The 24,619-nt window shown below is 62.4% G+C and carries 23 protein-coding genes; 15 read left to right on the forward strand and 8 right to left on the reverse strand.

Annotated features, from left to right (window positions below):
- Window positions 1-65 precede the first annotated feature (65 nt).
- The 5 genes from ACR9ZC_RS00560 (at window position 66) to ACR9ZC_RS00580 (ending at window position 5,992) form a co-directional block, all read left to right on the forward strand.
- Window positions 66-1,175: an ABC transporter ATP-binding protein gene (locus tag ACR9ZC_RS00560; RefSeq protein ID WP_331568606.1), complete on the forward strand. Its 1,110-nt coding sequence runs from the start codon at window positions 66-68 to the stop codon at window positions 1,173-1,175.
- An 83-nt stretch (window positions 1,176-1,258) separates the two neighbouring features.
- Window positions 1,259-2,320, forward strand: coding sequence for an ABC transporter substrate-binding protein (locus ACR9ZC_RS00565; protein WP_414720210.1), 1,062 nt, complete (start codon window positions 1,259-1,261; stop codon window positions 2,318-2,320).
- Window positions 2,321-2,409: 89 nt separating this feature from the next.
- Window positions 2,410-3,678, forward strand: coding sequence for an ABC transporter permease (locus ACR9ZC_RS00570; protein WP_481578688.1), 1,269 nt, complete (start codon window positions 2,410-2,412; stop codon window positions 3,676-3,678).
- A gap of 40 nt (window positions 3,679-3,718) precedes the next feature.
- Window positions 3,719-4,555 (forward strand): ABC transporter permease, encoded by an 837-nt coding sequence (locus ACR9ZC_RS00575; protein ID WP_331568608.1) that lies wholly within the window; start codon window positions 3,719-3,721, stop codon window positions 4,553-4,555.
- 273 nt (window positions 4,556-4,828) lie between these two features.
- On the forward strand, window positions 4,829-5,992 hold the full coding sequence (locus ACR9ZC_RS00580; RefSeq protein ID WP_481578689.1) for a lytic murein transglycosylase: 1,164 nt from the start codon (window positions 4,829-4,831) through the stop codon (window positions 5,990-5,992).
- 127 nt (window positions 5,993-6,119) lie between these two features.
- Here the strand turns inward: ACR9ZC_RS00580 and ACR9ZC_RS00585 are convergent, their stop codons facing one another.
- The 7 genes from ACR9ZC_RS00585 to ACR9ZC_RS00615 all read right to left on the reverse strand — a co-directional run bounded on the left by ACR9ZC_RS00585 (window position 6,120) and on the right by ACR9ZC_RS00615 (window position 15,016).
- Entirely contained in the window at window positions 6,120-6,560 is a 441-nt protein-coding gene (locus tag ACR9ZC_RS00585) for a helix-turn-helix domain-containing protein (RefSeq protein WP_481578690.1), read from the reverse strand.
- A 57-nt stretch (window positions 6,561-6,617) separates the two neighbouring features.
- A complete protein-coding gene (locus ACR9ZC_RS00590) occupies window positions 6,618-7,826 on the reverse strand; it encodes a pyridoxal phosphate-dependent aminotransferase (protein WP_481578691.1) in 1,209 nt (402 codons plus the stop codon).
- A 57-nt stretch (window positions 7,827-7,883) separates the two neighbouring features.
- Window positions 7,884-10,601 carry an aconitate hydratase AcnA gene (gene acnA / locus ACR9ZC_RS00595; protein WP_481578692.1) on the reverse strand — a complete coding sequence of 906 codons (2,718 nt, stop codon included), beginning with the start codon at window positions 10,599-10,601 and terminating at the stop codon, window positions 7,884-7,886.
- Window positions 10,602-10,689: 88 nt separating this feature from the next.
- The gene (locus ACR9ZC_RS00600; protein WP_481578693.1) at window positions 10,690-12,141 is read right to left on the reverse strand and encodes a bifunctional 2-methylcitrate dehydratase/aconitate hydratase; all 1,452 of its coding nucleotides are present in this window, start codon (window positions 12,139-12,141) and stop codon (window positions 10,690-10,692) included.
- Between the two features lie 24 nt (window positions 12,142-12,165).
- A complete protein-coding gene (locus ACR9ZC_RS00605) occupies window positions 12,166-12,654 on the reverse strand; it encodes a hypothetical protein (RefSeq protein ID WP_331568618.1) in 489 nt (162 codons plus the stop codon).
- A gap of 127 nt (window positions 12,655-12,781) precedes the next feature.
- Complete coding sequence (locus ACR9ZC_RS00610) at window positions 12,782-13,780, reverse strand: HpcH/HpaI aldolase/citrate lyase family protein (protein WP_481578694.1); 999 nt, start codon at window positions 13,778-13,780, stop codon at window positions 12,782-12,784.
- A gap of 252 nt (window positions 13,781-14,032) precedes the next feature.
- On the reverse strand, window positions 14,033-15,016 hold the full coding sequence (locus ACR9ZC_RS00615; RefSeq protein WP_331568622.1) for a malate dehydrogenase: 984 nt from the start codon (window positions 15,014-15,016) through the stop codon (window positions 14,033-14,035).
- Between the two features lie 242 nt (window positions 15,017-15,258).
- On the opposite strand from ACR9ZC_RS00615, the gene ACR9ZC_RS00620 reads away from it, so the two are divergent.
- The 7 genes from ACR9ZC_RS00620 (at window position 15,259) to gltA (ending at window position 21,183) form a co-directional block, all read left to right on the forward strand.
- Complete coding sequence (locus ACR9ZC_RS00620) at window positions 15,259-16,056, forward strand: GntR family transcriptional regulator (RefSeq protein ID WP_481578695.1); 798 nt, start codon at window positions 15,259-15,261, stop codon at window positions 16,054-16,056.
- Between the two features lie 186 nt (window positions 16,057-16,242).
- Complete coding sequence (gene sdhC / locus ACR9ZC_RS00625; RefSeq protein WP_331568626.1) at window positions 16,243-16,659, forward strand: succinate dehydrogenase, cytochrome b556 subunit; 417 nt, start codon at window positions 16,243-16,245, stop codon at window positions 16,657-16,659.
- A 3-nt stretch (window positions 16,660-16,662) separates the two neighbouring features.
- Window positions 16,663-17,031 carry a succinate dehydrogenase, hydrophobic membrane anchor protein gene (gene sdhD, locus ACR9ZC_RS00630; protein ID WP_173256621.1) on the forward strand — a complete coding sequence of 123 codons (369 nt, stop codon included), beginning with the start codon at window positions 16,663-16,665 and terminating at the stop codon, window positions 17,029-17,031.
- Between the two features lie 4 nt (window positions 17,032-17,035).
- A complete protein-coding gene (gene sdhA, locus ACR9ZC_RS00635; protein WP_481578696.1) occupies window positions 17,036-18,811 on the forward strand; it encodes a succinate dehydrogenase flavoprotein subunit in 1,776 nt (591 codons plus the stop codon).
- A 27-nt stretch (window positions 18,812-18,838) separates the two neighbouring features.
- Window positions 18,839-19,540: a succinate dehydrogenase iron-sulfur subunit gene (locus ACR9ZC_RS00640; RefSeq protein WP_481578697.1), complete on the forward strand. Its 702-nt coding sequence runs from the start codon at window positions 18,839-18,841 to the stop codon at window positions 19,538-19,540.
- A gap of 1 nt (window position 19,541) precedes the next feature.
- Window positions 19,542-19,814: an FAD assembly factor SdhE gene (locus ACR9ZC_RS00645; protein ID WP_173256624.1), complete on the forward strand. Its 273-nt coding sequence runs from the start codon at window positions 19,542-19,544 to the stop codon at window positions 19,812-19,814.
- A 67-nt stretch (window positions 19,815-19,881) separates the two neighbouring features.
- On the forward strand, window positions 19,882-21,183 hold the full coding sequence (gltA, locus tag ACR9ZC_RS00650) for a citrate synthase (RefSeq protein WP_331568632.1): 1,302 nt from the start codon (window positions 19,882-19,884) through the stop codon (window positions 21,181-21,183).
- Window positions 21,184-21,265: 82 nt separating this feature from the next.
- Here gltA and ACR9ZC_RS00655 read toward each other — a convergent pair whose 3' ends face one another.
- A complete protein-coding gene (locus tag ACR9ZC_RS00655; RefSeq protein WP_481578698.1) occupies window positions 21,266-21,946 on the reverse strand; it encodes a GntR family transcriptional regulator in 681 nt (226 codons plus the stop codon).
- A 247-nt stretch (window positions 21,947-22,193) separates the two neighbouring features.
- On the opposite strand from ACR9ZC_RS00655, the gene ACR9ZC_RS00660 reads away from it, so the two are divergent.
- Genes ACR9ZC_RS00660 through ACR9ZC_RS00670 form a run of 3 tightly spaced genes read left to right on the forward strand, consistent with a single transcriptional unit; the run spans window position 22,194 to window position 24,605 of the window.
- The gene (locus ACR9ZC_RS00660) at window positions 22,194-22,781 is read left to right on the forward strand and encodes an amino acid synthesis family protein (protein ID WP_481578699.1); all 588 of its coding nucleotides are present in this window, start codon (window positions 22,194-22,196) and stop codon (window positions 22,779-22,781) included.
- Window positions 22,771-23,652: an alpha/beta fold hydrolase gene (locus ACR9ZC_RS00665; RefSeq protein ID WP_481578700.1), complete on the forward strand. Its 882-nt coding sequence runs from the start codon at window positions 22,771-22,773 to the stop codon at window positions 23,650-23,652. Before ACR9ZC_RS00660 ends, ACR9ZC_RS00665 begins: the two co-directional genes overlap by 11 nt.
- The gene (locus tag ACR9ZC_RS00670; protein ID WP_481578701.1) at window positions 23,649-24,605 is read left to right on the forward strand and encodes a flavin reductase family protein; all 957 of its coding nucleotides are present in this window, start codon (window positions 23,649-23,651) and stop codon (window positions 24,603-24,605) included. Before ACR9ZC_RS00665 ends, ACR9ZC_RS00670 begins: the two co-directional genes overlap by 4 nt.
- Window positions 24,606-24,619 lie beyond the last annotated feature (14 nt).

A 24,619-nucleotide genomic window follows, 5' to 3' on the forward strand; every position in this document is an offset into this window, starting at 1 on the left:
GATTATATTGGATCGCACAGGAAGCGCGGTGCGCAACTGTCGATGGAGCCATTCGGGAGGAGACGATGAAATCGGAACAAGTGATTGTTAGCTTTCGCGGCGTGCGCAAGACGTACGACGGCGAGACGCTCGTCGTCAAGGGGCTCGACCTCGACATCTATCAGGGCGAATTCCTGACGCTGCTCGGGCCGTCCGGTTCCGGCAAGACCACTTGCCTGATGATGCTCGCCGGCTTCGAGTTTCCGACCGGCGGCGAGATCCGGCTGGACGGACAACTGCTCAACACCGTACCGCCGCATAAACGCAACATCGGCATGGTGTTCCAGAACTATGCGCTTTTCCCTCATTTGACCGTTGCCCAGAACGTCGAATATCCGCTGACCGTGCGCAAGCTCGGCGCGTCCGAGCGCGCGGCGCGCGTCCATGACGCGCTCAAGATGGTGCGCATGGAAGCGTTCGCGAAACGCTATCCGGCCCAGCTGTCGGGCGGGCAGCAGCAGCGCATTGCGCTTGCGCGCGCGCTCGTATTCGAGCCGCGCCTCGTGCTGATGGACGAGCCGCTCGGTGCGCTCGACAAGCAGCTGCGCGAGCACATGCAGCTCGAGCTGAAGGCGCTTCACGAGAAGCTTGGCGTCACGTTCGTCTACGTGACGCACGACCAGGGCGAAGCGCTGACGATGTCGGACCGCGTAGCCGTCTTCGACAAAGGGATCGTCCAGCAGCTCGATACGGTCGACCGGCTCTACGAGTCGCCCTGCAATGAGTTCGTCGCGAACTTCATCGGCGACAGCAATACGCTGCACGGCACGATCGCCGGCGTGGACGGCGAATTCTGCCAACTGCGTTTGCGCGACGGCACGCACGTCGTTGGCCGAAATGTCGCCAACGCGATTGCCGGCGCGCCGGCCATTGCCTGCATCCGTCCCGAGCGCTTGCGGCTTGCGCAGGGGGGCAACGGTGCCACGAGCGGCGGCCGCAACGGTCACAATGCGCTGGCGAGCGAAGTGCGCGGCCTGATCTATTTCGGCGACCACGTGCGCATGCGCTGCGCCGTGCCGCAACAGGACGAGTGCTTCGTCAAGGTGCCGCTCGGTACCGAGGCGATCGATGCGTTCGAGCCGGGGGCGCCGATCGCGCTCGAGTTTGCTCCTGAACACCTGCGCGTTTTTGCTTGACCCGCGCGAAGCCACGGTTTCGCGCGCGCTGCACATTACCCGTCGCCGTAGTGGCGGATCCGCCCACGAAGAGGAGAACCCAGATGAAGACCAACATGATTTCGCTGCACCGTAGCGCCGTGACGGTGGCCCTTGCCGCCGCCGCGACGCTTTCGTTCGCGGCGGTAACGCAGGCCGCCGAGCTGACCGTCGTCAACTTCGGCGGCGCGAATGCCGACGCACAGAAGGTCGCTTACTACCAGCCGTTCGAGAAGCAGACCGGTGACAAGGTCACGGCCGTCGAATACAACGGCGAGACCGCCAAGATCAAGGCGATGGTGGAAGCCAAGCACGTTAATTGGGATGTCGTGGAAGTGGAGTCGGGCGACCTGGGCCGGGGCTGTGACGAAGGTCTGTACGAGAAGCTCGACTGGTCGAAGATCGCGAAAAAAGACCAGCTGATCCCCGAATCGCCGCGCACTTGCGGTGTCGGCTTTTTCGTTTGGTCGACAGCGCTGGCCTATAACGCCGACAAGCTGAAGACTGCGCCGACCGGCTGGGCCGATTTCTGGGATGTGAAGAAATTCCCGGGCAAACGGGCGCTGCGTAAAGGTGCGCGTGGCAATCTGGAGTTTGCGCTGATGGCCGACGGTGTCGCGCCGAAGGACGTCTACAAGGTGCTCGCCACGAAGGCAGGTCAGGATCGCGCGTTCAAGAAGCTCGACGAACTGAAGCCGAACATTCAGTGGTGGGAAGCCGGTGCGCAGCCGCCGCAGTTTCTCGTTGCGGGCGACGTCGTGATGTCTTCGGCCTTCAACGGCCGGATCAGCGCGGCGCAAAGCGAGGGTAAGAATCTCAAGGTCGTCTGGAACGGCAGCATTTACGATCTCGACTATTGGGTCATTCCGAAGGGCTCGCCCAACAAGGCGCTGGCCGAGAAGTTCATCGCCTACACCGTGTCCACCGATCCGCAGAAGGTCTACGCGCAGCACATCACTTACGGTCCCGCCAACCGCGGCGCGATCAAATCGCTCGACGCTAAAACGCTGGCCAATCTGCCGAATTCGCCGGCCAACGGCAAGAACGCCGTGCTGCAGGATGCGGCGTTCTGGACCGATTACGGCGACGAACTCGAGCAGCGTTTCGCGGCATGGGCGTCGAAGTAAGCGGCGAGACGATTTGAAGCGACACCGCGGCGCCGCCCGCTCGCAAGAGTGGGTGGCACGCACCGCGAGAGGCACGGTGGGAGATGAGCGTGAACACGATGACGATCACGGGCGAGTTGAATGCGGCGGCGAGCGCTGCGCTCAAGCGTGAACTGAGGGCCGCACAGGCTCGTAAGCGGGCAGTGGCTTTGCTCATGATCGCGCCGCTCGCGGTGTTTTTGCTGCTGATTTTTGTCGTCCCGATCGGAGCGCTGCTTACGCGAGCCGTCGAGAATCCCGAGGTCGCGGGTGCGTTGCCCAAGACGGTTGCGCAACTGCGCCATTGGGATCGCAAGAGTGCTTTGCCCGACACGGCCTATGCCGCGCTGGCGGCCGATTTGACTACGCTCGAGGATGGCGAGTCGCTCGGCGGTCTCGCGCGGCGGCTGAACGTTGAAATCCCGGGGTACCGCTCGCTCGTTGCGAAGACTGCGCGGGCGATGCCGCTCAAGGACGATGCCGGTCAGTTGCTCCCGCCCGAGCAGATTCGCGCGAGGATGATCGAGATCGATGGGCGCTGGGATGACGCGCGCTACTGGCGTGCGATCGCGAAGAATGGGTCGCGTTACTCGCCGTTTTACCTGCTTGCCTCGCTCGACCATCGGCAAGACGCGTTTGGCCATATCGAGGCGACCGATCCCGATCAACGCATCTATTTGACGGTTTTCGGGCGGACGTTCGTCATCAGCGCCGTCGTAACGCTGGCCGCGCTGCTGCTCGGCTATCCGCTCGCGTACTGGATTTCGACGCTCGACGAGCGGCGTGCCAATCTGGCGATGATCCTGGTGCTCATTCCGTTCTGGACGTCGATTCTCGTGCGTGTGGCGGCCTGGATCGTGCTGCTGCAAAGCGAAGGGCTCGTCAATCGCACGTTGCAGTCGGTGGGATTGACTCATGCGCCGCTCGCGCTGTTGTTCAATCGGGCGGGCGTGTACATATCGATGACGCACATTCTGTTGCCCTTCATGATTTTGCCGCTCTATAGCGTCATGAAGGCGATTCCATCGACTTATCAACGTGCGGCCGTTTCGCTCGGCAGCCATCCGTTTGCCGCCTTCTGGCGCGTGTATGTGCCGCAGACTTATCCCGGCATCGGAGCGGGTGCGCTGCTCGTCTTCATTCTGTCGATCGGGTACTACATCACGCCTGCATTGCTGGGTGGGCCCGACGACCAGATGGTCAGTTATTACGTGGCCTACTTTACGAACGTGACGATCAACTGGGGGATGGCATGTGCGTTGGGCGGTCTGTTGCTTGCAGCCACGCTCGTGCTTTATGCGATCTATGGGCGCTTTACGCGCGCCCAGCCGAGCCTTTGATTTGGTTTCCCGTTGACGGGTAACGGGGACGGAGCTGAACATGAGATTCGCCAAACCGATGTTTGCGCCGCATACGTCGCTTATCGAGCGCATTTGGTACTTCGGGCTACGTGGCCTGGCGGCGCTTACATTGCTTTATCTGGTGTTGCCGGTGCTCGCCATCGTGCCGCTTTCGTTTTCGTCGAGCACGTTTCTGGTCTATCCGATTCCGAGCTGGTCGATGCGCTGGTACGTCAATCTCGTGACGTCGGGCGAATGGCAGCAGGCGGCCAAGAACAGCTTTATCGTCGCGCCGTCGGCGACGCTCCTCGCAACAGTTCTTGGCACGCTCGCGGCGCTCGGTTTGGCCAAGGCGAATTTTCGCGGCAAGGCCGTGCTGATGGCGATTTTGATTTCGCCGATGATCGTGCCGGTGATCGTGGTCGGTGTCGGCATGTATTTGTTCTTTGCCCCGCTCGGGCTGGCGAACACCTATGCGGGGCTCATCATGGCGCATGCCGCGCTGGGCGTGCCGTTTGTCGTGACGACAGTCGGGGCGACGTTGCAGGGCTTCGACGGGAATCTCGTGCGGGCGAGCCTATCGCTGGGTGCCAATCCGACGCGGACCTTCTTTCGGATTACGCTGCCCGTGATTGCACCTGGGGTGATATCCGGTGCGCTGTTCGCGTTTGCGACTTCGTTCGATGAAGTCGTGGTGACGCTGTTTTTGGCCGGGGCGGATCAGACCACGCTGCCGCGGCAGATGTTTACCGGTATCCGCGAGAACATCACGCCGACGATAGCCGCGCTTGCCACGATTCTGATCGTGTTCTCGACGTGTCTGCTGCTCGTGCTCGAATGGTTGAGGGGGAGGAACGCGGCGCGGGCGGTGGCGTAACCGGAAGAGCATCGAGTCGCCCCATCGACGCGAGCCGCCGTACGTCGATCACGTCATTTCTGGCAGCATTGCGGGAACCTTGCGGCCAAACGAGGGCCTCAGAATCGATCCGATTGCGCCCGAACGGCGCCCGCCCATTCGAACGACATGATCCGCACACCTCGACAAAGACGTATTCCGCGCCGCGCGCCGCTCTGTGCCGCGTTGCTTTTCGCCTGCCTTCCGGCCGGCGCCTTCGCACAAGCCGCGCCCGCAGCGCCGGCCAGGTCGGCCATGCCCGCATCCGCTCCCGAGCAGGCACCCGTAGACCCGGCGGCCTTCGATAACTGGAAGGCGCAGTTTCGCAAGGATGCGATTGCGGCCGGCATTACAGAGCAAACATTCGACCGTGCGTTCGCCGATGTCGCTCCAGATCCAGCGGTGATCGCACGGGATCAGGCGCAGCCCGAGTTCGTCACGCCCATCTGGGACTATTTGGACAACGTACTATCGGCCCCGCGAGTACAGCGCGGGCGCGACGCGTTGGCGGCCAATATTTCGACGCTGGCGGCAGTGTCTTCGCGTTATGCGCCGCCGCCACGAATTCTTACCGCGATCTGGGGAATCGAAAGCAACTACGGTCAGCAGATGGGAGATCTGCAAGTCATCAGATCGCTCGCCACGCTGGCGTACGACGGACGCCGGCGTGCCTTCGCTCAAACAGAATTGATCTCTGCGCTGAAAATTCTCCAGCACGGCGATGTGACGCCAGGCCAGATGTTGGGCTCGTGGGCTGGCGCAATGGGGCAGACGCAATTCATCCCGTCGACTTACAACCGCTATGCAGTCGATTTTGACGGCAACGGCAAGCGCGATATCTGGACGTCCAGCGGAGATGCACTGGCGTCCGCGGCCAACCTGTTGCAATCGCTCGGCTGGCAAGCCGGCGAGCCCATCGCATTGGAAGTCACACTTGGCGACGGCTTCGATTATGCGCAGGCCGACCTCGGCATCAAAAAGACGGTAGGCGACTGGACTCGTGCGGGCGTGCGCCCCATTGGCAGTTCACCGTCGTCGTTACGCGAAGACGAGCGAGCATCGGTGCTCTTGCCGGCAGGGTATAAAGGCCCGGCATTTCTGGTGTTCGACAGCTTCCGCGCGATTCTCGGCTACAACAACTCGACGTCCTATGCGCTCGCCGTGACGCTGCTTGCTCAGCGTTTCGACGGGCAGGGGCAGGTGCGCGGCACATGGCCGAAGGACGATCCGCCGCTTGACCGTCCCGGTCTGACGCTGCTTCAAACTTTGCTCGGGCAGCAAGGTTACGACGCGGGCACGGTGGACGGTATGCTGGGGCCGGCTACGCGTGCGGCCATTCGCGCCTTTCAGGCAAAGAACGGACTGCCCGCCGATGGGTATGCGAGTGCCTCGCTTCTCGAACGAGTGCGCGGTCATTGATTCGGCGCATGCGGCGCAGGTTTGCACGCGGTACCGAGGCGAATGTCGCGAAATCGGCCAATTCGAGAGGATTGACTGCAGGTGCTCTGGGAGGGTGAGCGCATTTCGCTGGTCAACGGCGCTACGCTCAGTTCGACGCACATCCCACGGTCTGACTCGAAACGTCGCTAAGTGCACGAAGTGCTAGCGGTGAGTCTGCCTTGGAGACCACGAGCATGTTGAGCCCCAATCCGTCCAATATCCTGAAGAGTCGGTCGGCGCCCACCGGGTGTCCATTCTCGAGGCGCGACAGGACGTTCACCGAGACGCCGATTAGCGCCGCCGCGTCGTCGATGCGCATGGACTGTTCGAGGCGTTTGTTGCGCACCAGCCGACCCAACGCCAGAAGGTCTCGCGCCCAGGGAATGGCGGAGAAGTCAGGTCTGGACAATGTTCGAGCCATGATCGCGCGATGTAAAAACGATGACGAACCAAAAGGCCGTGGGCGAAAGTTTCCATATAACGAAACAATCGCCTCACGCCCAGCGTGCAGCGCATAGTTTTGCGAATATGGAAACTTATAGTTCATCCCGGGACCTGCGTCAATAGTTTCCGTATGTTCAAAACTATTGACGCACGACCGCCGTCACCGGTGCGATTCGAGGAATCTTTTCAGGCGCGCAATCCCCGCATCGATCCGCTCTACATCGCATGCGTAGCACCAGCGCACGAATCCTTCGCCTTCGGGCCCGAATGCGCTTCCCGGCGCGAGACCGAGCCCCGCCTCGCGTACCAGCGCTTTGCATAGTGCAAGGCTCTCCTTCGCGCCCGGCATGGAGAAAAAGACATACATGGCGCCGGGCGGCGACGCGGCATCGATACCGGGCAGAGCCCGCAGCGCCGCAACGAGATGATCGCGCGACGCGCGCAACGCGCGTACGAGCGTACGAGGGGTCTGCCCATCGTCGCCCAGGGCAGCGATCCCTGCCTGTTGCACGAACGCCGGCGCGCACGACGTGTTGTATTCGATGAGCTTCGCGAGGTCGTCCATCAGCGATGCCGGGGCGACGAGCCAGCCGAGGCGCCACCCGGTCATCAGATAAGCCTTCGAAAACGAGTTCACGCAGATGACCCGCTCGTCCCGCGACGCCAGATCGAGAAAAGACGGCGCACAGACGTCCTCACGAGCGTCGTCGTAATAGAGACGCTCATAGACTTCATCGGCGACGATCCAGATTCCGTGCCGCCGGCAGTGATCGAGTACCGCTTGCTGCTGCTCGCGCGGCATCACCCAGCCCGAGGGGTTGTCGGGTGAATTGATGATGACGAGGCGCGTATCGGGGGTCAGTGCTCCGATGAGGCGATCGACGTCGAGCTGCCAACCGTTTGCGCCGTACTCGAGCGACACCGTCTCGACGCAAGCGCCCAGAATTTTCGGCATTTCGACGATGTTCGGCCAAAGCGGCGTGACCGCGACGACCTTGTCGCCCGCGCCGACGACGAGTTGCGATGCGAGCATCAGCGCGTTGACGCCAGCGCTCGTGACCGCAACATGGCCAGCATCGGTCGGACCATGCCAGGCCGATACGTGGCGAGCTATTGCTTCGCGCAATGGCGCGATACCGAGGTTGTGCGTGTAAAAGGTATCGCCGGCAGCCAGCGCGGCGCACGCCGCATCGCGGATGAATCGTGGCGTGGCGCGATCCGACTCTCCGAACCAGAACGGCAATACGTCGGGATTTCCGAAGCCTGCGTTGGCCACCTCGCGGATTTGCGAAGGTCGCAGCGCACGAACCGCTTCGCGCGCATGGGGTACGCCGACGAGCGGTGCGCTCGGTGATGAGAGTTTTGTCATGGACACATATCGCCGCGCCCGGACCGGGCGCGGCGCCTGCGGACAACGTTGCGAAGGTTACGCCGCCAGCAACGAGCGCAGCACGTACGGCAGAATCCCGCCGTGCTTGTAGTAGTCGACTTCGATCGGCGTATCGATGCGCAACAACACCGGCACGCGCTGCGTCTTGCCATCCTTGCCATGGATGACGAGCGTGACCTCCTGCTGCGGCTTGAAGTCGGCTCCGAGACCCTCGATATCGTACGTCTCTTCGCCCGTGATGCCGAGCGATTGCACGCTGTCCGATCCCTTGAACTGCAGCGGAAGCACACCCATGCCGACGAGATTCGAGCGATGAATCCGCTCGAAGCTGCGTGCAACGACAGCTTTCACACCCAGCAGTTGGGTGCCCTTGGCGGCCCAGTCGCGCGACGAGCCCGTGCCGTACTCTTCGCCCGCAAAGACGATAGTCGGCGTGTCTTGGTCGATGTACTTCATCGCCGCATCGTAAATGGAGAGCTGCTCGCCGCTCGGCTGGTGAATCGTCAAGCCGCCTTCCACGCGCGTCCCGTCAGTCTTCGGCGGAATCATGAGGTTCTTGATCCGCACATTCGCGAACGTGCCGCGCATCATGACGTCATGATTGCCGCGGCGCGAGCCGTAGCTGTTGAAGTCGGCCTTTTGCACGCCATTCGCCTTCAGCCACTTGCCGGCCGGCGAGTCTTCCTTGATCGAGCCGGCAGGGCTGATGTGGTCGGTCGTCACCGAATCGCCGAAGACGCCGAGGGCGCGCGCGCCCGTGATGGCCGGAATCGAGTCCGCCGGCCGCATCGAGAACTCGCTGCCGAAGAACGGCGGCTCCGCAATGTAGGTCGACTTCGGCCAATCGTAAACCTGGCCTTCCTCGCCTTCGATCTTGCTCCAGAGGTCGCCGTCCTTCGTCAATTGCGAGTAATTGGTGCGGAAGGCATCCGCGTCGAGCGCAAACTTGAGCAGCGCGTTGACTTCCTCGCTCGACGGCCAGATATCGCCGAGATAGATGTCCTTGCCGCCCGTGCCCTTGCCGACAGGCTCGGTCATGAGATCGCGCGTGATCGTGCCGGCGATCGCATAAGCCACCACGAGCGGCGGCGAAGCCAGGAAGTTCGCGCGGATGTTCGGGTGAATGCGCGCCTCGAAGTTGCGGTTGCCCGACAACACGGCTGCCGCCACGACATCGTTCGTCGTAATCGCTTCGTTGAGCTCGGGCGTCAGATCGCCCGCATTACCAATACACGTCGTGCAGCCGTATGCGGCCAGCTCGAAGCCGAGCGTCGACAGGTAGGGCAAGAGCCCGGTCTTCGTCAGATACTCGGTGACGATGCGCGAACCCGGCGCGAGCGATGTCTTGATGTGCGGAGCAACGGTCAAGCCGGCTTCGACAGCCTTCTTCGCGAGCAGGCCGGCAGCCAGCAGCACGCTCGGGTTCGACGTATTCGTGCACGAGGTGATCGCCGCGATCAGCACGTCGCCGTTCTTCAACGCAATACCGTTCGACGTCTTGTACGCCGCGTCGAGGTCGGTGGGCTTCTTCGCAAAGCCGTTCTCGCCGACAGGTTTCGAGAACAGATCGGCAAACGTCGATTTCACGTTGCCGATTTCAATGCGGTCCTGCGGACGCTTCGGACCGGCGAGCGACGGCGCAACGGTGGCGAGATCGAGCGTCACGACCTTCGTGTAGTCGATCTGGCCAGCCTTTGGAATGCCGAAGAGCTGTTGGGCCTTGAAGTAGTTTTCGAAGGCGGCGATTTCGGCCTCGGTGCGGCCCGTGCCCTTGAAATAGGCGATCGTCTTTTCGTCGACGGGGAAGAAGCCCATCGTCGCGCCATACTCCGGCGCCATATTGCCGATCGTCGCGCGATCCGGCAGCGTCAGCGAAGCGGTGCCGTCGCCAAAGAATTCGACGAACTTGCCGACGACCTTCTCCTTGCGCAGCAATTCGGTGATCGTGAGCACGAGGTCCGTGGCGGTCACGCCTTCGCGCAGCTTGCCCTTGAGCTCGACGCCGACAACGTCCGGCGTCAGGAAATACACGGGCTGCCCAAGCATGCCGGCTTCGGCCTCGATGCCGCCGACGCCCCAGCCCACCACGCCGATGCCGTTGATCATCGTGGTGTGGCTGTCCGTACCGACGAGCGTGTCGGGGTAATAAACGGTATCGCCGCCCTCGGCCTTCTTGTGAACGCCGCGCGCGAGATATTCGAGGTTGACCTGGTGCACGATGCCGACGCCCGGAGGCACGACCTTGAACGTATCGAACGCCTGCATGCCCCACTTCATGAACTGATAGCGCTCGTTATTGCGCTGGAATTCCAGTTTCATGTTCAGATCGAGCGCGTCCTTCTGACGGTAATAATCGATCTGAACGGAATGGTCGACGACGAGATCGACCGGCACGAGCGGTTCGATCGCCTTCGGGTCCTTGCCCGTGCGCTTGGCCACGCCACGCATCGCGGCGATATCGGCGAGCAGCGGCACGCCAGTGAAGTCCTGCAACACCACACGCGCGACAACGAACGGGATTTCGTCGACGCGCGCGGCGGTCGGCTTCCAATTGGCGAGTTGCGCGACGTGCTCCTCGGAAACTTTCTTGCCGTCGACATTGCGCAGCACCGATTCGAGCACGATACGGATCGATATCGGCAGACGATCGATCTCGACGTTCAGGGCGCGGCCGAGTTCCGGCAGCGAATAGAACTTGCCTTTGCCGCTTCCGCTATCGAATTCCTTGAGCGTGTTGTGGAGGTTATGGGCCATGGTTTTTCCTAGGTTTGGAGCGAGGAAATGACGTTATGACGTTTCTGAAACCTGATGTTGATACGTTGAAACCATTGCATGCCTGGCGCTAAATCACATAGAGGTCGACGTACTCGTGAACCGGCATGGCTTCGAGCCGTGCCTGATCGAGCGAGACGTCGAGAATCGCTTGCTGCTGCTTGCCGGGAAACCGCCGCGCGAGATTCATCCTGAACTTCTCGACGAGCAGCGGGATGCCTTCGGCTCGGCGGCGTTTGTGTCCGATCGGGTATTCGACGACGACTTCGTCGAGCGCCGAACCGTCGTCGAAGACGATCGTCAACGCGTTGGGGATCGAACGTTGGTCGGGATCGTGATAATCCTTCGTGAACTGCGGATCCTCGACGCATTCGATCTTCGCGCGCAACGCATCGATACGCGGATCGGCCGCGAGCGCGTCTTCGTAATCGGCCGCCGTCAGGCGCCCGAAAATGAGCGGTACGGCGACCATGTACTGAATGCAGTGATCGCGATCGGCCGGATTCGCGAGCGGGCCTTTTTTGTCGATGATGCGAAGCGCCGCTTCATGTGTGCGGATCGTGATCCTGGCGATGTCGGCAACACGCTTGCCGCTCGAGCGCAGGCGCCCGTGTAACGTCATGGCCGCTTCGACGGCGGTCTGCGCATGGAATTCGGCCGGAAACGCGACCTTGAACAGCACGTTCTCCATCACGTACGAGCCGTACGGACGCTGAAACCGGAATGCGTTGCCTTTGAACAGGACGTCGTAAAAGCCCCAGGTCTTCGCGGTCAGTGCCGATGGGTAACCCATCTCGCCGGTCCTGGCGATGAGCGCGAGCCGCACGGCGCGCGAAGTGGCGTCGCCCGCGGCCCACGACTTGCGCGAGCCCGTATTCGGAGCATGCCGATAGGTACGCAGCGCGTGACCGTCGACGAACACGAGCGAGACGGCGTTGATCAATTCGTCGCGCGTCAGGCCGAGCATCTGGCCCACCACGGCTGTCGATGCCAGTTTGACGAGCAGCACGTGATCGAGACCGACGCGGTTGAACGCGTTTTCGAGCGCGACGACGCCCTGGATCTCGTGGGCCTTCACCATGGCGACGAGCACGTCGCGCATGACGAGCGGGGCCCGCCCGGCGGCGACGGCGGTACGCGAGAGCCAATCGGCCACGGCCAGGATGCCGCCGAGATTATCGGAGGGATGGCCCCATTCAGCGGCGAGCCAGGTGTTGTTGAAATCGAGCCACCGGATCATCGCGCCGATGTTGAAGGCGGCCTGAACCGGGTCGAGCTGGAACTGCGTGCCGGGCACCTTCGCCCCGTTGGGTACGATCGTGCCCGGCACGATGGGCCCGAGCAATTTGGTGCAGGCCGGATAGGAAAGCGCCTCCAGTCCGCAGCCGAGCGTATCGAGCAGACAATTGCGCGCGGTATCGAGCGCAAGCGCGCTGTCGATCCTGGTGTTCAGGACATAGTCGACGATGTCGGCCAGCACCTGATCGGGCTCTGGCCTGACGTTTTCGATCGCGGCGGACATGGAGGAAGGCTGGCGCCCTGGCGCTCAGTTCGACTTCTGGATGGCGGTGCTTTGCGTGGGTGCCGGCTCGCCTTGCGTCATCGACGCGGTCTTGCACTCGTCAGCGAGGCGCGCGCTGTCCTTGTCGGAGAACAGCATGGCCTTCGTCGGGATCACGACGAGGTCCATGCCCGTCGCGGCATCGTGGAAGCGATCGGCACCCGTCGTCGTCGTTTCGCGCGGCAGCTTGTAGTTCTTGGTGCCCCAGTGCACGGTGACGATCTGGTCGCGCTTCATGTCGCCCTTGAGCTCGAAGTGCTGGCTTTCAGCGCACGACCATTCGACCGAGCCCTCTTCGATGGGATCGGCTTTCGCGGGCGTGGCGCCCGGCTTGCGTTTGACGATGCGGTGCTTCGGCGCCGGCTTCTTCACCGTGGCCGAATGGGTGCTCGTCTGGGCGGCCGCGTCGGCGCTGACCAGCAGCATCGTGGCGGACAGCGTGCCGATGAGGGAAGCAAGCAGCAATTTCTTCATGGGAATCGAGACCTTTCGAGTAACTTTGAGACGGAAACGGGCCTGGGTCGGTATTTCACCGTCAATTGGGACGGGGGTCGACCTCAGGTGGCCGCGTCTTTTGAGACACGGCGGTCGCTATTTTCTCCTATTTGGCCGGCCCCGCGAAAAACGATGCTGTTTCTATTGGAAGCGTTTTGCCCGTCGCTTGCGCGCGGCGCAGTACGGACCAGTAGTAGCGGTAGCTCGCGCGGTCGTGCAGCGTGTCGCCATGACGCGTCGGTCCCCACTGCGCGGCCTGCGCTGCAAGCAGAATCTCGGCGGCGAGCGCGATGGCCTCGTCGCGCGGCGCGAACGCGGCGACGATGACCGGAACTTGCGCGGGATGGATGCTCCACATGCGCGTGTAGCCGAATTCGTCGCGTGCCCGCTCCGCATCGGCTGAGACGATCCTCATATCGCGCACCTCGGTGCTCACGTTGTGCGAAGGCACGCATCCGTGGGCATGGCACGCCGCTGCGATTTCGAGCTTGGCGCGCCGCACGAGCGGATGGTCGAACTGTCCCGGCGAGCGCATGGCCGTATCGGGAATGGCACCGTCATGCGCCGAGACGAAATCCATGAGGCCGAACGACAGGGCCTCGACGGTGGACAGCGCGGCCAGCTCGAAGACATGCGCGAGTGCACCGTGCGTCTCGATCAGCAGTTGCGTCGGGATCGGTGAAGCGATGCCGAGCTCACGCCGCGTGGCCTCGATGAATGCGCACATCTCGGCCGCATCGGCGACATGGCGAATCTTCGGCAGCGTGATGTAGGCCGGCGCGCGTTTCGCGGCGCGCAGGATGAGCCGCACGTCGTCGCGCCAATGCGGATGATGGAAGTCGTGGATACGTACGCCGACGCGGCCGAACGCGTCGTGCTCGCTGCCGATGAGCGACGCCACGAGTTCGGCATGCTCGGCCTCGCGGCCGACTTGCGCGCCATCCTCGCAATCGAGCGTGACATCGAAGACCGGCCCGAGCTCGGTCTGCAGCGCGAGCGATTTGAGCATCAGCTTTTCGCTGCCCGCATAGTGGTCGCAAACGGGCAGGACGCTCGGCGGAGCTTCGCCGTCAAACAACACTTCGGCGGGGGAGAGGGCGCGCATCTTCGGCGTCACAAAACGTCAGTCGTCGTGAACAAGAGCGGATTCGGGCGGGCTTCAGCGGGGTACCTGCTCGAACGCAAGGATGAAAGCCAAAGCGCGCGCGAATCCACTGCGAAGTCTTGCGGGCGGCGGCGCGTCTATCGAAGCATGCTGCCGGCGCGCCGCGCACTGCAAGAACTACCCAGGCACGGCGCACCGGTTTTTGCACGCCCGCTGCCGCGGGCGGACCGGCGCGCCGGGCATCGACCGCGATCAGCCGAGCAGATGCTGAACGCCGTCGCGCTCTTCGAGCAGTTCGTTGAGCGTGAAGTCCATCTTTTCGCGCGAGAAAGCGTCGATTTCAAGGCCTTCGACGCGCTTGTACTCGCCGTTCTCGCAGGTGACGGGCACGCCGTACACGATGTCTTCGGGGATGCCGTAGGATCCGTCCGACGGGATGCCCATCGTGACCCATTTGCCGTTCGTACCGAGAATCCAGTCACGCACGTGATCGATCGCCGCATTGGCCGCCGAGGCGGCCGACGACAGGCCGCGCGCCTCGATGATGGCCGCGCCGCGCTTGCCGACGGTCGGGATGAAGACGTTGCGGTTCCACTCGTCGTCGTTGATCAGCTTGGTGAGCGATTGGCCTTCGGCCGTCGCGAAGCGGAAATCGGGGTACATCGTCGGCGAGTGATTGCCCCAGACGGCGAGCTTTTCGATCGATGCCACAGGCTTGCCCGACTTGGCGGCCAGTTGCGAGAGCGCACGGTTATGATCGAGGCGCAGCATGGCGGTGAAGTTCTTCTTCGGCAGATCGGGTGCCGACTTCATCGCGATATAGGCGTTGGTGTTGGCCGGGTTGCCGACCACGAGAACCTTCACGTCGCGGCTTGCCGCTTCGTTCAGTGCACGTCCCTGCACCGTGAAGATTTCGGCGTTCGCGGAAAGCAGGTCCTTGCGCTCCATACCCTTCGAGCGCGGGCGGGCGCCGACGAGCAGCGCGACGTCGGCATCCTTGAAGGCGACCTTCGGGTCGTCAGTCACGACCACGCCCGCGAGCAACGGAAACGCGCAGTCTTCCAGTTCCATTACGACGCCTTTGACGGCGGCTTGCGCTTGCGGCAGATCGAGCAGTTGCAGGATGACGGGCTGGTCCTTGCCGAGCAGATCGCCGTTGGCGATGCGAAAGAGCAGCGAGTAACCGATTTGACCTGCGGCGCCGGTGACGGCAACGCGCTTAGCGGACTTAGCCATTGAGAACTCTCCAGGACGATGCGTTGGTGCGTTTTGACTAGGAAAACGCCATTTTATGCGCGTTACGCGAAGCGTGTAGGCCGAGCGGCTCTGGGCGAGCGGTATGCCGATACGCGGCGCGCCTCGCGGTTCGCGCTGGAGTGTAGGAGCGCAGTGGAGCAAAGTCAACCTTATCTTATGTCTTATATAAGACACATGAATCGATACGAAGACCTGGACGCGCGAGCCGCGTTTATGTTGAAATGCGCGGCATGAATGCGAACCAGGCGAGCGCTGCGAATCAGAACGGCCAACCCGAAGACGGGCCGGCCGCGAACGCCACTTCGCCGACGTTCAGCCCGCTTTACCGGCAAATCAAGGCACTTATCACGCAGAGTCTCGAGTCCGGCGAATGGAAGCCCGGCGAGATCATTCCCAGCGAGGTCGAGCTGGCGGTGCGCTACAAGGTGAGCCAGGGGACGGTCCGCAAGGCCATCGACGAACTCGCGGCCGACAATCTGCTCGTGCGCCGTCAGGGCAAGGGCACGTTCGTTGCGACGCACAACGAAGAGCGCGCGCAGTTCCGCTTTCTGCGATTGCTGGCCGATGACGGCGCCGAGCACGCGCACGTGAGCCGGCTGCTCGAGTGCCGGCGTTTGCGCGCGCCGGCCGAGATCGCGCGCCAACTCGAATTGAAGCCGTCCGATCCGGTCGTCCAGATCCGGCGCTTGCTCGAGTTCGACGGCGCGACGACGGTTTTCGATGAAATCTGGTTGCCCGGCGGCGTGTTTCGCGGCCTGACGTTCGAGCGGCTGAGCGAATACAAGGGGCCGCTTTACGCCATGTTCGAAGCGGAGTTCGGCACGCGGATGATCCGCGCGTCCGAGAAGATCCGCGCCGTGGCGGCCGAGGCTCCGGTTTCCGAACTGCTCGGCGTGCCGGCAGGATTTCCGCTGTTGTCCGTGGAACGCGTGTCCTATACGTACGGCGATCGCGCGGTCGAGGTGCGCCGCGGTTGGTATGTCACAACCGGGTACTACTATCAGAACGATCTGAGCTGAGGCGCTGCGGTGGCGCTGCCAAGAGCTGCCAAGCGCTGCCAAACCCGTGCTGCGCGGGACATGTCCGGCTCGGCGCCGCATCCGCGCGGGCGGCCGCCGCAACAGGGTTCGAGGTTTTTCGCTGCGCCGCGGTATGAAAAGGCGCTAAAATCGCGGGTTAGTGTGACTACATAGTAGGGGTCTAGTATGGCAGAAGCCGTAAAAAAGCCGAGGCCGGAGTTCCGGAACATCGGCATCGGTCAGATATTGACGGCGTATCGTCTTCCTCTGGCGGGGCGTGTATCGATCCTGCACCGCGTGAGCGGTGCGCTATTGTTCGTATTCCTTCCGTTTCTGCTCTACCTCTTCGATCAAAGCCTCACCTCCGAACTGAGCTTCGAAGTCTTCAAGCTCTTTCTCTCCAACATCCTCGTCAAGCTCATCACCCTCGTCCTCGCGTGGGCTTTTCTCTTTCATTTCTGCGCCGGTATCCGCCATTTGCTGATGGATACGAACCACGATGCGGTCTCGAAGGAGAGCGGCAAGCGCACTTCCATCGTCGTGTTCGCAGTCTCGTCGGTCCTCACGATCGCCTTCGCGCTCAAACTGTTCGGAGCATTCTGAGAAATGGCAGCCAATAATCGAATCGGCTCGAAGCGCCTTGTCGTAGGCGCGCATTACGGTTTGCGCGATTGGCTCGCGCAACGCATCACCGCCACGATCATGGCGATCTACACCGTCATCCTGCTCGTCTGGTTCTTCGGCGCGCGCGATTTCTCGTACGAGGGCTGGGCATCGATCTTCGCCACGCAGTGGATGAAGCTCGCGACCTTCGTCACGCTGCTCTCGCTGTTCTATCACGCCTGGGTCGGCGTGCGCGACATCTGGATGGATTACGTGAAGCCCACCGGTGTGCGTCTCACGCTGCAAGCGCTGACGATCGTTTGGCTGCTCGCGTGTGCGGGCTACGCTGCGCAGATTCTCTGGAGAGTGTAAAAGAATGGCTGCAATCAAGAATTCTCTGCCGCGTCGCCGCTTTGACGTGGTCATCGTGGGCGCCGGCGGTTCGGGAATGCGCGCTTCGCTGCAACTCGCGCGCGCGGGCCTGTCGGTCTGCGTGCTGTCGAAGGTGTTCCCCACGCGCTCGCATACGGTCGCCGCGCAAGGCGGCATCGGCGCATCGCTCGGTAACATGAGCGAAGACAACTGGCACTACCATTTCTACGACACGATCAAGGGCTCCGACTGGCTCGGCGACCAGGACGCGATCGAATTCATGTGCCGCGAAGCGCCGAATGCCGTCTACGAACTGGAGCACTTCGGCATGCCGTTCGACCGCAATGCGGACGGCACGATCTATCAGCGCCCGTTCGGCGGCCATACCGCGAACTACGGCGAAAAGCCCGTGCAGCGCGCTTGCGCGGCCGCCGACCGCACCGGTCACGCGCTGCTGCATACGCTCTATCAGCAAAACGTCGCCGCGAAAACGCAGTTCTTCGTCGAATGGATGGCGCTCGATCTGATCCGCGACGCCGATGGCGACGTGCTCGGCGTGACGGCGCTCGAGATGGAAACGGGCGACGTCTATATCCTCGAAGGCAAGTGCACGCTGTTCGCCACGGGCGGTGCAGGCCGTATTTTCGCGGCATCGACGAACGCGTTCATCAACACGGGCGACGGTCTCGGCATGGCGGCCCGCTCGGGCATCGCGCTGCAGGACATGGAGTTCTGGCAATTCCATCCTACCGGCGTGGCCGGCGCGGGCGTGCTGATCACGGAAGGCGTGCGCGGCGAAGGCGGTATCTTGCGCAACGCCAACGGCGAGCGCTTCATGGAGCGCTACGCGCCGACGCTCAAGGACCTCGCGCCGCGCGACTTCGTCTCGCGTTCGATGGACCAGGAGATCAAGGAAGGCCGCGGCGTGGGCCCGAACAAGGACCACGTGCTGCTCGATCTCTCGCACATCGGTGCGGAGACGATCATGAAGCGTCTGCCGTCGATCCGCGAGATCGCGCTGAAGTTCGCCAACGTCGATTGCATCAAAGAGCCGATTCCCGTCGTGCCGACCATCCACTATCAGATGGGCGGTATTCCGACGAACATCCACGGTCAGGTCGTCGGTACGTCGCGCGGCCACGAAGATCCGGTCAACGGCTTTTACGCCGTGGGCGAATGTTCGTGCGTCTCGGTCCATGGCGCGAACCGTTTGGGCACGAACTCGCTGCTCGATCTCGTGGTGTTCGGCCGTGCGGCCGGCAACCATATCGTCAAGCACGTCAAGGACATCAAGGAGCACAAGCCGCTGCCGCTCGACGCCGCCGACTTCGCGCTCGCGCGCCTCGACAAGCTCGACAAGTCGAGCTCGGGCGAATATACGCAGGCGATTGCCGGCGACATCCGCACCTCGATGCAAACGCACGCGGGTGTGTTCCGCACCTCGAAGCTGCTGGCCGAAGGCGTCGAGAAGATCAAGGAGCTGGCCGAGCGCGTCAATCATGTGCACCTGAAGGACAAGTCGAAGGTGTTCAACACGGCACGCGTCGAAGCACTGGAGCTCGCCAATCTGATCGAAGTGGCACGCGCGACGATAGTCTCGGCCGAGGCCCGCAAGGAAAGCCGCGGCGCGCACGCGCAAAGCGATTACGAGCACCGCGACGACGACAACTGGCTGCGGCATACGCTGTGGTTCAGCGAAGGCGATCGCCTCGATTACAAGCCTGTGCACATGAAGCCGCTGACGGTCGAATCGGTGCCGCCGAAGGCGCGGACGTTCTAACGCGGCCCATTCCAAGGACAGCTGAAAATGGCAAAACGAATTTTCGAAATCTATCGCTACGACCCCGATAAGGATGCAGCGCCGCGCATGCAGACGTACGAGCTCGAACTCGAGCATGAGCGGATGCTGCTCGATGCGCTCGTCAAGCTGAAGGCCGTCGACGAAACGCTTTCGTTCCGTCGCTCGTGCCGCGAAGGCGTCTGCGGCTCGGACGCAATGAACATCAACGGCAAGAACGGTCTGGCATGCTTGACCAACCTGAACGACCTGCCGCAGAAGATCGTGCTGCGCCCGTTGCCCGGCCTGCCCGTGGTGCGCGATCTGATCTGCGATTTCACGCAGTTCTTCAATCAATACCATTCGATCAAGCCGTACCTCATCAACAACACGCCGCCGCCCGAGAAAGAGCGTCTGCAATCGCCTGAGGAACGTGACGAACTCGATGGGCTGTATGAGTGTATCTTGTGTGCGAGTTGCTCCACCTCGTGCCCGAGCTTCTGGTGGAATCCGGACAAGTTCGTCGGCCCGGCGGGGCTCCTGCAGGCGTACCGCTTCATTGCGGACAGCCGCGACCAGGCGACGGGCGAGCGGCTCGACAATCTGGAAGATCCGTACCGTCTGTTCCGTTGCCATACGATCATGAACTGCGTCGACGTGTGCCCGAAGGGCCTCAATCCGACGAAGGCGATCGGCAAGATCAAGGAATTGATGGTCCGTCGTACCGTTTGAGATGGAAGACACCGCGCATCAATCCGACCCGTTGCGTCGCGCGCGCCTGCGCTGGCGCGCGCGGCGGGGTCTGCTGGAAAACGATCTTATCTTCGAGCGTTTTTTCAGCCGTTACGAGCAGAGCCTCAGCGACGACGACGTGGGTGCCTTGACGCGCCTGTTCGAGCTGAGCGACAACGACCTGATGGACTTGCTTCTCGCCCGCAAGGAACCGGAAGGCGAACTTTCCGACCCGGCTGTCGTCCGGGTGCTGGGGCTTTTGCGCGCTGTGTGAGCGTCGCAGCTGTGGGGCGCCGCGCGCGCATGATCGGAAAACCGTTCCAACTTCGATTGAGGATGCCATGACTCCGTCAGATGTTAAAGCCACGCTATCGTTCAGCGATAATTCGCCGAGCGTCGAATTGCCGATTTACAAGGGCACGATGGGCCCCGACGTGATCGACATCCGCAAACTGTACGGTCAGACCGGCAAATTCACGTACGACCCGGGCTTCATGTCGACGGCATCGTGCAATTCGGCCATTACGTACATCGACGGCGACAAGGGCGAACTGCTCTATCGCGGCTATCCGATCGACGAGCTTGCGCAAGTCGCGGATTTCCCCGAGACGTGCTATTTGCTGCTGAAAGGCGAGCTGCCGACCAAGGCGCAGAAGGCCGAATTCGTGGGCACCGTCACGCGTCACACGATGGTGCACGAGCAGATGCAGTTCTTCTTCCGCGGGTTCCGTCGCGACTCGCATCCGATGTCGATTCTCGTCGCATCGGTTGGCGCGCTGTCGGCGTTCTACCACGACTCGCTCGACATCACGAATCCGCATCATCGCGACGTATCGGCGATCCGTATGATCGCCAAGCTGCCGACGCTCGTGGCCATGGCCTACAAGTACAGCATCGGCCAGCCGTTCGTCTATCCGAAGAACGACCTCTCGTACAGCGCGAACTTCATGCGGATGATGTTCTCGAACCCGTGCGAGGAGTACAAGATCAACGACGTGCTGGTGCGCGCGCTCGATCGGATCCTGATCCTGCATGCGGATCACGAGCAGAATGCATCGACTTCGACGGTGCGTCTGGCAGGTTCTTCCGGTGCCAACCCGTTCGCATGTATCGCGGCCGGTATCGCTTGTCTGTGGGGCCCGGCGCATGGCGGCGCGAACGAAGCCGCGCTCAACATGCTCGAGCAGATCGGCTCGCCCGACAACATCCCCGAGTTCATCAAGCAGGTGAAGGACAAGAATTCGGGCGTGAAGCTGATGGGCTTCGGCCACCGCGTCTACAAGAACTACGACCCGCGTGCGAAGCTGATGCGCGAGACGTGCCACGAAGTGCTCGAAGAGCTGGGCCTGCATGACGATCCGCTCTTCAAGCTGGCGATGCAGCTCGAGAAGATCGCGCTCGAGGACGAATACTTCGTCTCGCGCAAGCTTTACCCGAACGTCGACTTCTATTCGGGTATCGTGCAGCGCGCACTCGGCATCCCGACGTCGATGTTCACCTGCATCTTCGCAATGGCCCGTACGGTCGGCTGGATCGCTCAGTGGAACGAAATGATTTCGGAGGCCGAACAGAAGATCGGTCGTCCGCGTCAGCTCTTCATCGGTGAAGGCCCGCGCGAAGCGAAGCCGATCGATAAGCGTTGATCGAGTAATCTTGGCGGAGCCGTTCTTGCGACGGCTCCAGCGGCGCCCCGGCGAGTTCTTCGGCCGGGGCGTTTTATTTTTGTCAGGCGCTCGTTTCTTCCTGTTGGGCGAGCGCGCTCAACGCAAGCTCGGACACGCGTTTGATGTGCGCGCACGATGCAGCCGAGGCGGCCTTCGCATCGCGGCGTTCGATTGCGTCGAGCAGTGCGTTCATTTCACGATTCGATTCGTCCTTGCGGCCCGGCGTTGCGATGGTCAACGCCCTGAGCCGATTGATCCGCGCATTCAGCGATTTGACGACGCTTAGCGATACGAGCTTGCCGGCGCCTTCGAACATCGCATCGTAGAACTGCTCGGTGTGCTCGAGCACGCGCGGAACGTCACCCGAGGCGAATGCAGCTTCGATCATGCGGCGGGTATCGCGCAACCGAGCGACGAGGGCAGGTGTGGCGCGCTCGGCGCACGCCGCGGCCGCATGCGCCTCGAGCAGGCTCCGCAGTTCGTAGATCTCACCCACTTGGCTCGGATCGAGCCTTGCCACGATCGGCCCGTGCCGCGCAACGATTTCGACCAGGCCTTCGGTTTCGAGGTGTCGAAGCACTTCGCGCACCACGGTCCGGCTCACGCCGAGTTCTTCACAAAGCGTTCGCTCGACCAGGCGCGCGCCAGGCTTGAAGTAGCCTTGGACGATCGCGCCGCGCAGCTTGTCGAGCGTGAGCTCTCTCAGGGTTTTGGTCGTTCGGTCGATTTTCAGATCTGGCATGGTGCGTAACGGGTGGACGGTCTTCTGCGCGCTGCGTACCGGATAGCCCGCGGCGGCACGTTGGCATTCCGTATTATTACTTAACTTCCCCCCGCCCGGCGGCGTTCCACGCCAACCCCTCCGCTCCCGAATCGCTCCTCGATATCATGGTATTCCATGATATCGGTGCTCTCGTTCACGCAATAAGATGGTATACCATAATCTCAGTCAACGGCCCCCGGGGCCTTTGCCCCGGCAGGAGAACGCTATGAAGCTCGAAGTGCGCAAGGTGGTCACCACGATCGAAGAAACGCTTATCGAAGGCGGCAAGACGGCGGCTCGACCGCTGAAGTTATTTGGTGTTGCGGCTGTACTGCGCAACCCGTGGGCGGGTCGAGGCTTCGTCGAGGATTTGAAGCCGGAGATTCAAGCGCTCGCGCCGCAGCTCGGCGAGCTATTGACGGCGGAGATTTTGCGCATCGCCGGATCTGGCGACGCAGTAGAAGGCTATGGCAAGGCGGCTGTCGTCGGTACTTCCGGCGAGCTCGAACACGCTTCGGCGCTGATCCACACGCTGCGATTCGGCAATCACTACCGGCAGGCAGTCGGAGCGAAGAGCTACCTGAGCTTCACCAACCTGCGCGGCGGCCCCAACTGTCCGATTTCGATTCCGCTGATGCACAAGCATGACGAAGGTATGCGTTCGCACTACCTGACCGTTCAATTCTCGATTTGTGATGCCCCCGCGCACGACGAACTCGTCGTCGCGTTGGGCGCCTCCATCGGCGGACGGCCGCACCATCGCATCGGCGATCGCTATCAGGACTTGAAGGAGCTCGAGTCCAATGAAGATTGAACGTGCGCTCGAGTGCGCCACGACGAGCGGCATCGCAGCGAATACGAGCTACAGCATTTATTCGCCGCAGACCGGCGATGCGTGCGAAACGGTGGTGCTGATTCATGGTGTGGGCATGAACCGCAGCGTATGGGCGCCGCAGATCGACGCGCTGGCCGCGCATTATCAGGTCATCGCGTACGACATGCTCGGCCATGGCGACAGCGCGCTGCCGACGGCCGAGCCGACGCTTGACGAGTACGCGTCGCAACTCGAGGCGCTGCTCGACGCACTGCGGATCGAGCGCACACATATAGTCGGTCACTCGATGGGCGCGCTCGTCGCAATTGAATTCGCGCTCGCGCATCCGTTGCGTACACGCAGCGTCGCCGCCCTGAACGCTGTCTACGATCGCTCGCCCGGGCAACGCGAAGCGGTCATGAGCCGCGCAGCAAATCTCGGCGATGCGCCGCAGGATGCGGGTATCGATGCCACACTCGCTCGCTGGTTCGGCGATCCGGTGCCGGCTCATCTGACGAAAGCGGCGCAGGCCGTGCGGGCGTTATTGCTGTCGGTCGACCCGGTCGGCTATGCGCGCACCTATCGTCTATTCGCGCGGTCGGACGACGCACACGTCGGGCGGCTCGCCGGCCTGGCCGTGCCCGCACTCTTCCTGACCGGGGAATGCGACGCGAATTCGAATCCGGCGATGTCGCTGGCGATGGCGGCCGCCGCGCCGTTCGGTCGCGCCCAGATCATCGCGAATGAACGTCATATGATGAACGTGACCGATCCGGCGCAAGTGAACGAACGGTTGCTCGAATTCCTGCGGGACGCTTCCGAAGCAAGCGCGACCGCCGATCGGCGCAATGGGCCGGGGAGGGTGCAATGACTGAGTCGATCAACGGTCAGGCGATCGATATCGCCGAATTTCGCCGCGCACTCGGTGCGTTCGTGACGGGTGTCACCGTCGTGACGACGGTTCAGCCGGACGGCTCTCCGCGCGGGTTCACCGCCAACTCGTTCACGTCGGTGTCGCTCGATCCCCCGCTGATTCTCGTTTGCATCGCGAAAACGGCATCGAGCTACGCGGTGTTTTCGCAGACGCGCCATTTTGCGGTGAGCGTTCTCGCTGAGGACCAGAAGGCCGTATCGGGCGTGTTCGCCTCGAAGGCGCCGGACAAGTTCGCGCAAGTGGCATGGCACGCCCGTGTCACGGGTGCGCCCGTGATGGACGGCGCGGCGGCGAGCTTCGATTGCGCGACGCACGATGTCGTCGACGCGGGCGATCACATCATTCTGATTGGCCGCGTCGTCGACTTCCTTCACACGGCGTCGTCGCCGCTCGGTTACTGCCGCGGTGCCTATGTGAACTTCAGTCTGTCGCTCGACGCTCTGGCCGCCGCGGGGCCGAGTGCACGAGTCGGAGCGATTCTCGAGCACCGGGACGGTTTGGTGTTGCTCGATACGCCGGAAGGTTTGCGTTTGCCGACGGGCGTCAAGCTCGAACCGGAAAGCGATCCTCGCAGTCTGCAGGGCGTATTGGCAAAGCTCGGTCTAAAAGCCCATCTGGACTTCCTTTTCGCGGTGTTCGAGGCGAAAGGCGGCCCGACCCCGGGCGTGCAGATTTATTACCGTGGCCGCGTGAAAAACGACATCGTGCCGCAATCGGGCGGTGCCATGCGCATCGTGCCGTTGGCACAGATACCGTGGGACGCTTTTCGCGACGATGCCGTGCGTTCGATGCTCGAGCGCTACGTGCGCGAGCGTAGCGAGGATGCGTTCGGCATCTACGTTGGCGATACGGAAGCGGGTACGGTGCAACCGCTCGCGCCGACGCACTGAACCGGCTTACAGAT

The organism is Trinickia sp. HAY1-2D (assembly GCF_056754935.1).

Bases quoted from the DNA above. Each gene is read 5' to 3' on its own strand.
- ACR9ZC_RS00560 (WP_331568606.1), top strand. From the start codon at position 66: ATGAAATCGGAACAAGTGATTGTTAGCTTTCGCGGCGTGCGCAAGACG.
- ACR9ZC_RS00565 (WP_414720210.1), top strand. From the start codon at position 1,259: ATGAAGACCAACATGATTTCGCTGCACCGTAGCGCCGTGACGGTGGCC.
- ACR9ZC_RS00575 (WP_331568608.1), top strand. From the start codon at position 3,719: ATGAGATTCGCCAAACCGATGTTTGCGCCGCATACGTCGCTTATCGAG.
- ACR9ZC_RS00580 (WP_481578689.1), top strand. From the start codon at position 4,829: ATGCCCGCATCCGCTCCCGAGCAGGCACCCGTAGACCCGGCGGCCTTC.
- ACR9ZC_RS00585 (WP_481578690.1), bottom strand. From the start codon at position 6,560: ATGAACTATAAGTTTCCATATTCGCAAAACTATGCGCTGCACGCTGGG.
- ACR9ZC_RS00590 (WP_481578691.1), bottom strand. From the start codon at position 7,826: ATGACAAAACTCTCATCACCGAGCGCACCGCTCGTCGGCGTACCCCAT.
- acnA (WP_481578692.1), bottom strand. From the start codon at position 10,601: ATGGCCCATAACCTCCACAACACGCTCAAGGAATTCGATAGCGGAAGC.
- ACR9ZC_RS00600 (WP_481578693.1), bottom strand. From the start codon at position 12,141: ATGTCCGCCGCGATCGAAAACGTCAGGCCAGAGCCCGATCAGGTGCTG.
- ACR9ZC_RS00605 (WP_331568618.1), bottom strand. From the start codon at position 12,654: ATGAAGAAATTGCTGCTTGCTTCCCTCATCGGCACGCTGTCCGCCACG.
- ACR9ZC_RS00610 (WP_481578694.1), bottom strand. From the start codon at position 13,780: ATGCGCGCCCTCTCCCCCGCCGAAGTGTTGTTTGACGGCGAAGCTCCG.
- ACR9ZC_RS00615 (WP_331568622.1), bottom strand. From the start codon at position 15,016: ATGGCTAAGTCCGCTAAGCGCGTTGCCGTCACCGGCGCCGCAGGTCAA.
- ACR9ZC_RS00620 (WP_481578695.1), top strand. From the start codon at position 15,259: ATGCGCGGCATGAATGCGAACCAGGCGAGCGCTGCGAATCAGAACGGC.
- sdhC (WP_331568626.1), top strand. From the start codon at position 16,243: ATGGCAGAAGCCGTAAAAAAGCCGAGGCCGGAGTTCCGGAACATCGGC.
- sdhD (WP_173256621.1), top strand. From the start codon at position 16,663: ATGGCAGCCAATAATCGAATCGGCTCGAAGCGCCTTGTCGTAGGCGCG.
- sdhA (WP_481578696.1), top strand. From the start codon at position 17,036: ATGGCTGCAATCAAGAATTCTCTGCCGCGTCGCCGCTTTGACGTGGTC.
- ACR9ZC_RS00640 (WP_481578697.1), top strand. From the start codon at position 18,839: ATGGCAAAACGAATTTTCGAAATCTATCGCTACGACCCCGATAAGGAT.
- ACR9ZC_RS00645 (WP_173256624.1), top strand. From the start codon at position 19,542: ATGGAAGACACCGCGCATCAATCCGACCCGTTGCGTCGCGCGCGCCTG.
- gltA (WP_331568632.1), top strand. From the start codon at position 19,882: ATGACTCCGTCAGATGTTAAAGCCACGCTATCGTTCAGCGATAATTCG.
- ACR9ZC_RS00655 (WP_481578698.1), bottom strand. From the start codon at position 21,946: ATGCCAGATCTGAAAATCGACCGAACGACCAAAACCCTGAGAGAGCTC.
- ACR9ZC_RS00660 (WP_481578699.1), top strand. From the start codon at position 22,194: ATGAAGCTCGAAGTGCGCAAGGTGGTCACCACGATCGAAGAAACGCTT.
- ACR9ZC_RS00665 (WP_481578700.1), top strand. From the start codon at position 22,771: ATGAAGATTGAACGTGCGCTCGAGTGCGCCACGACGAGCGGCATCGCA.
- ACR9ZC_RS00670 (WP_481578701.1), top strand. From the start codon at position 23,649: ATGACTGAGTCGATCAACGGTCAGGCGATCGATATCGCCGAATTTCGC.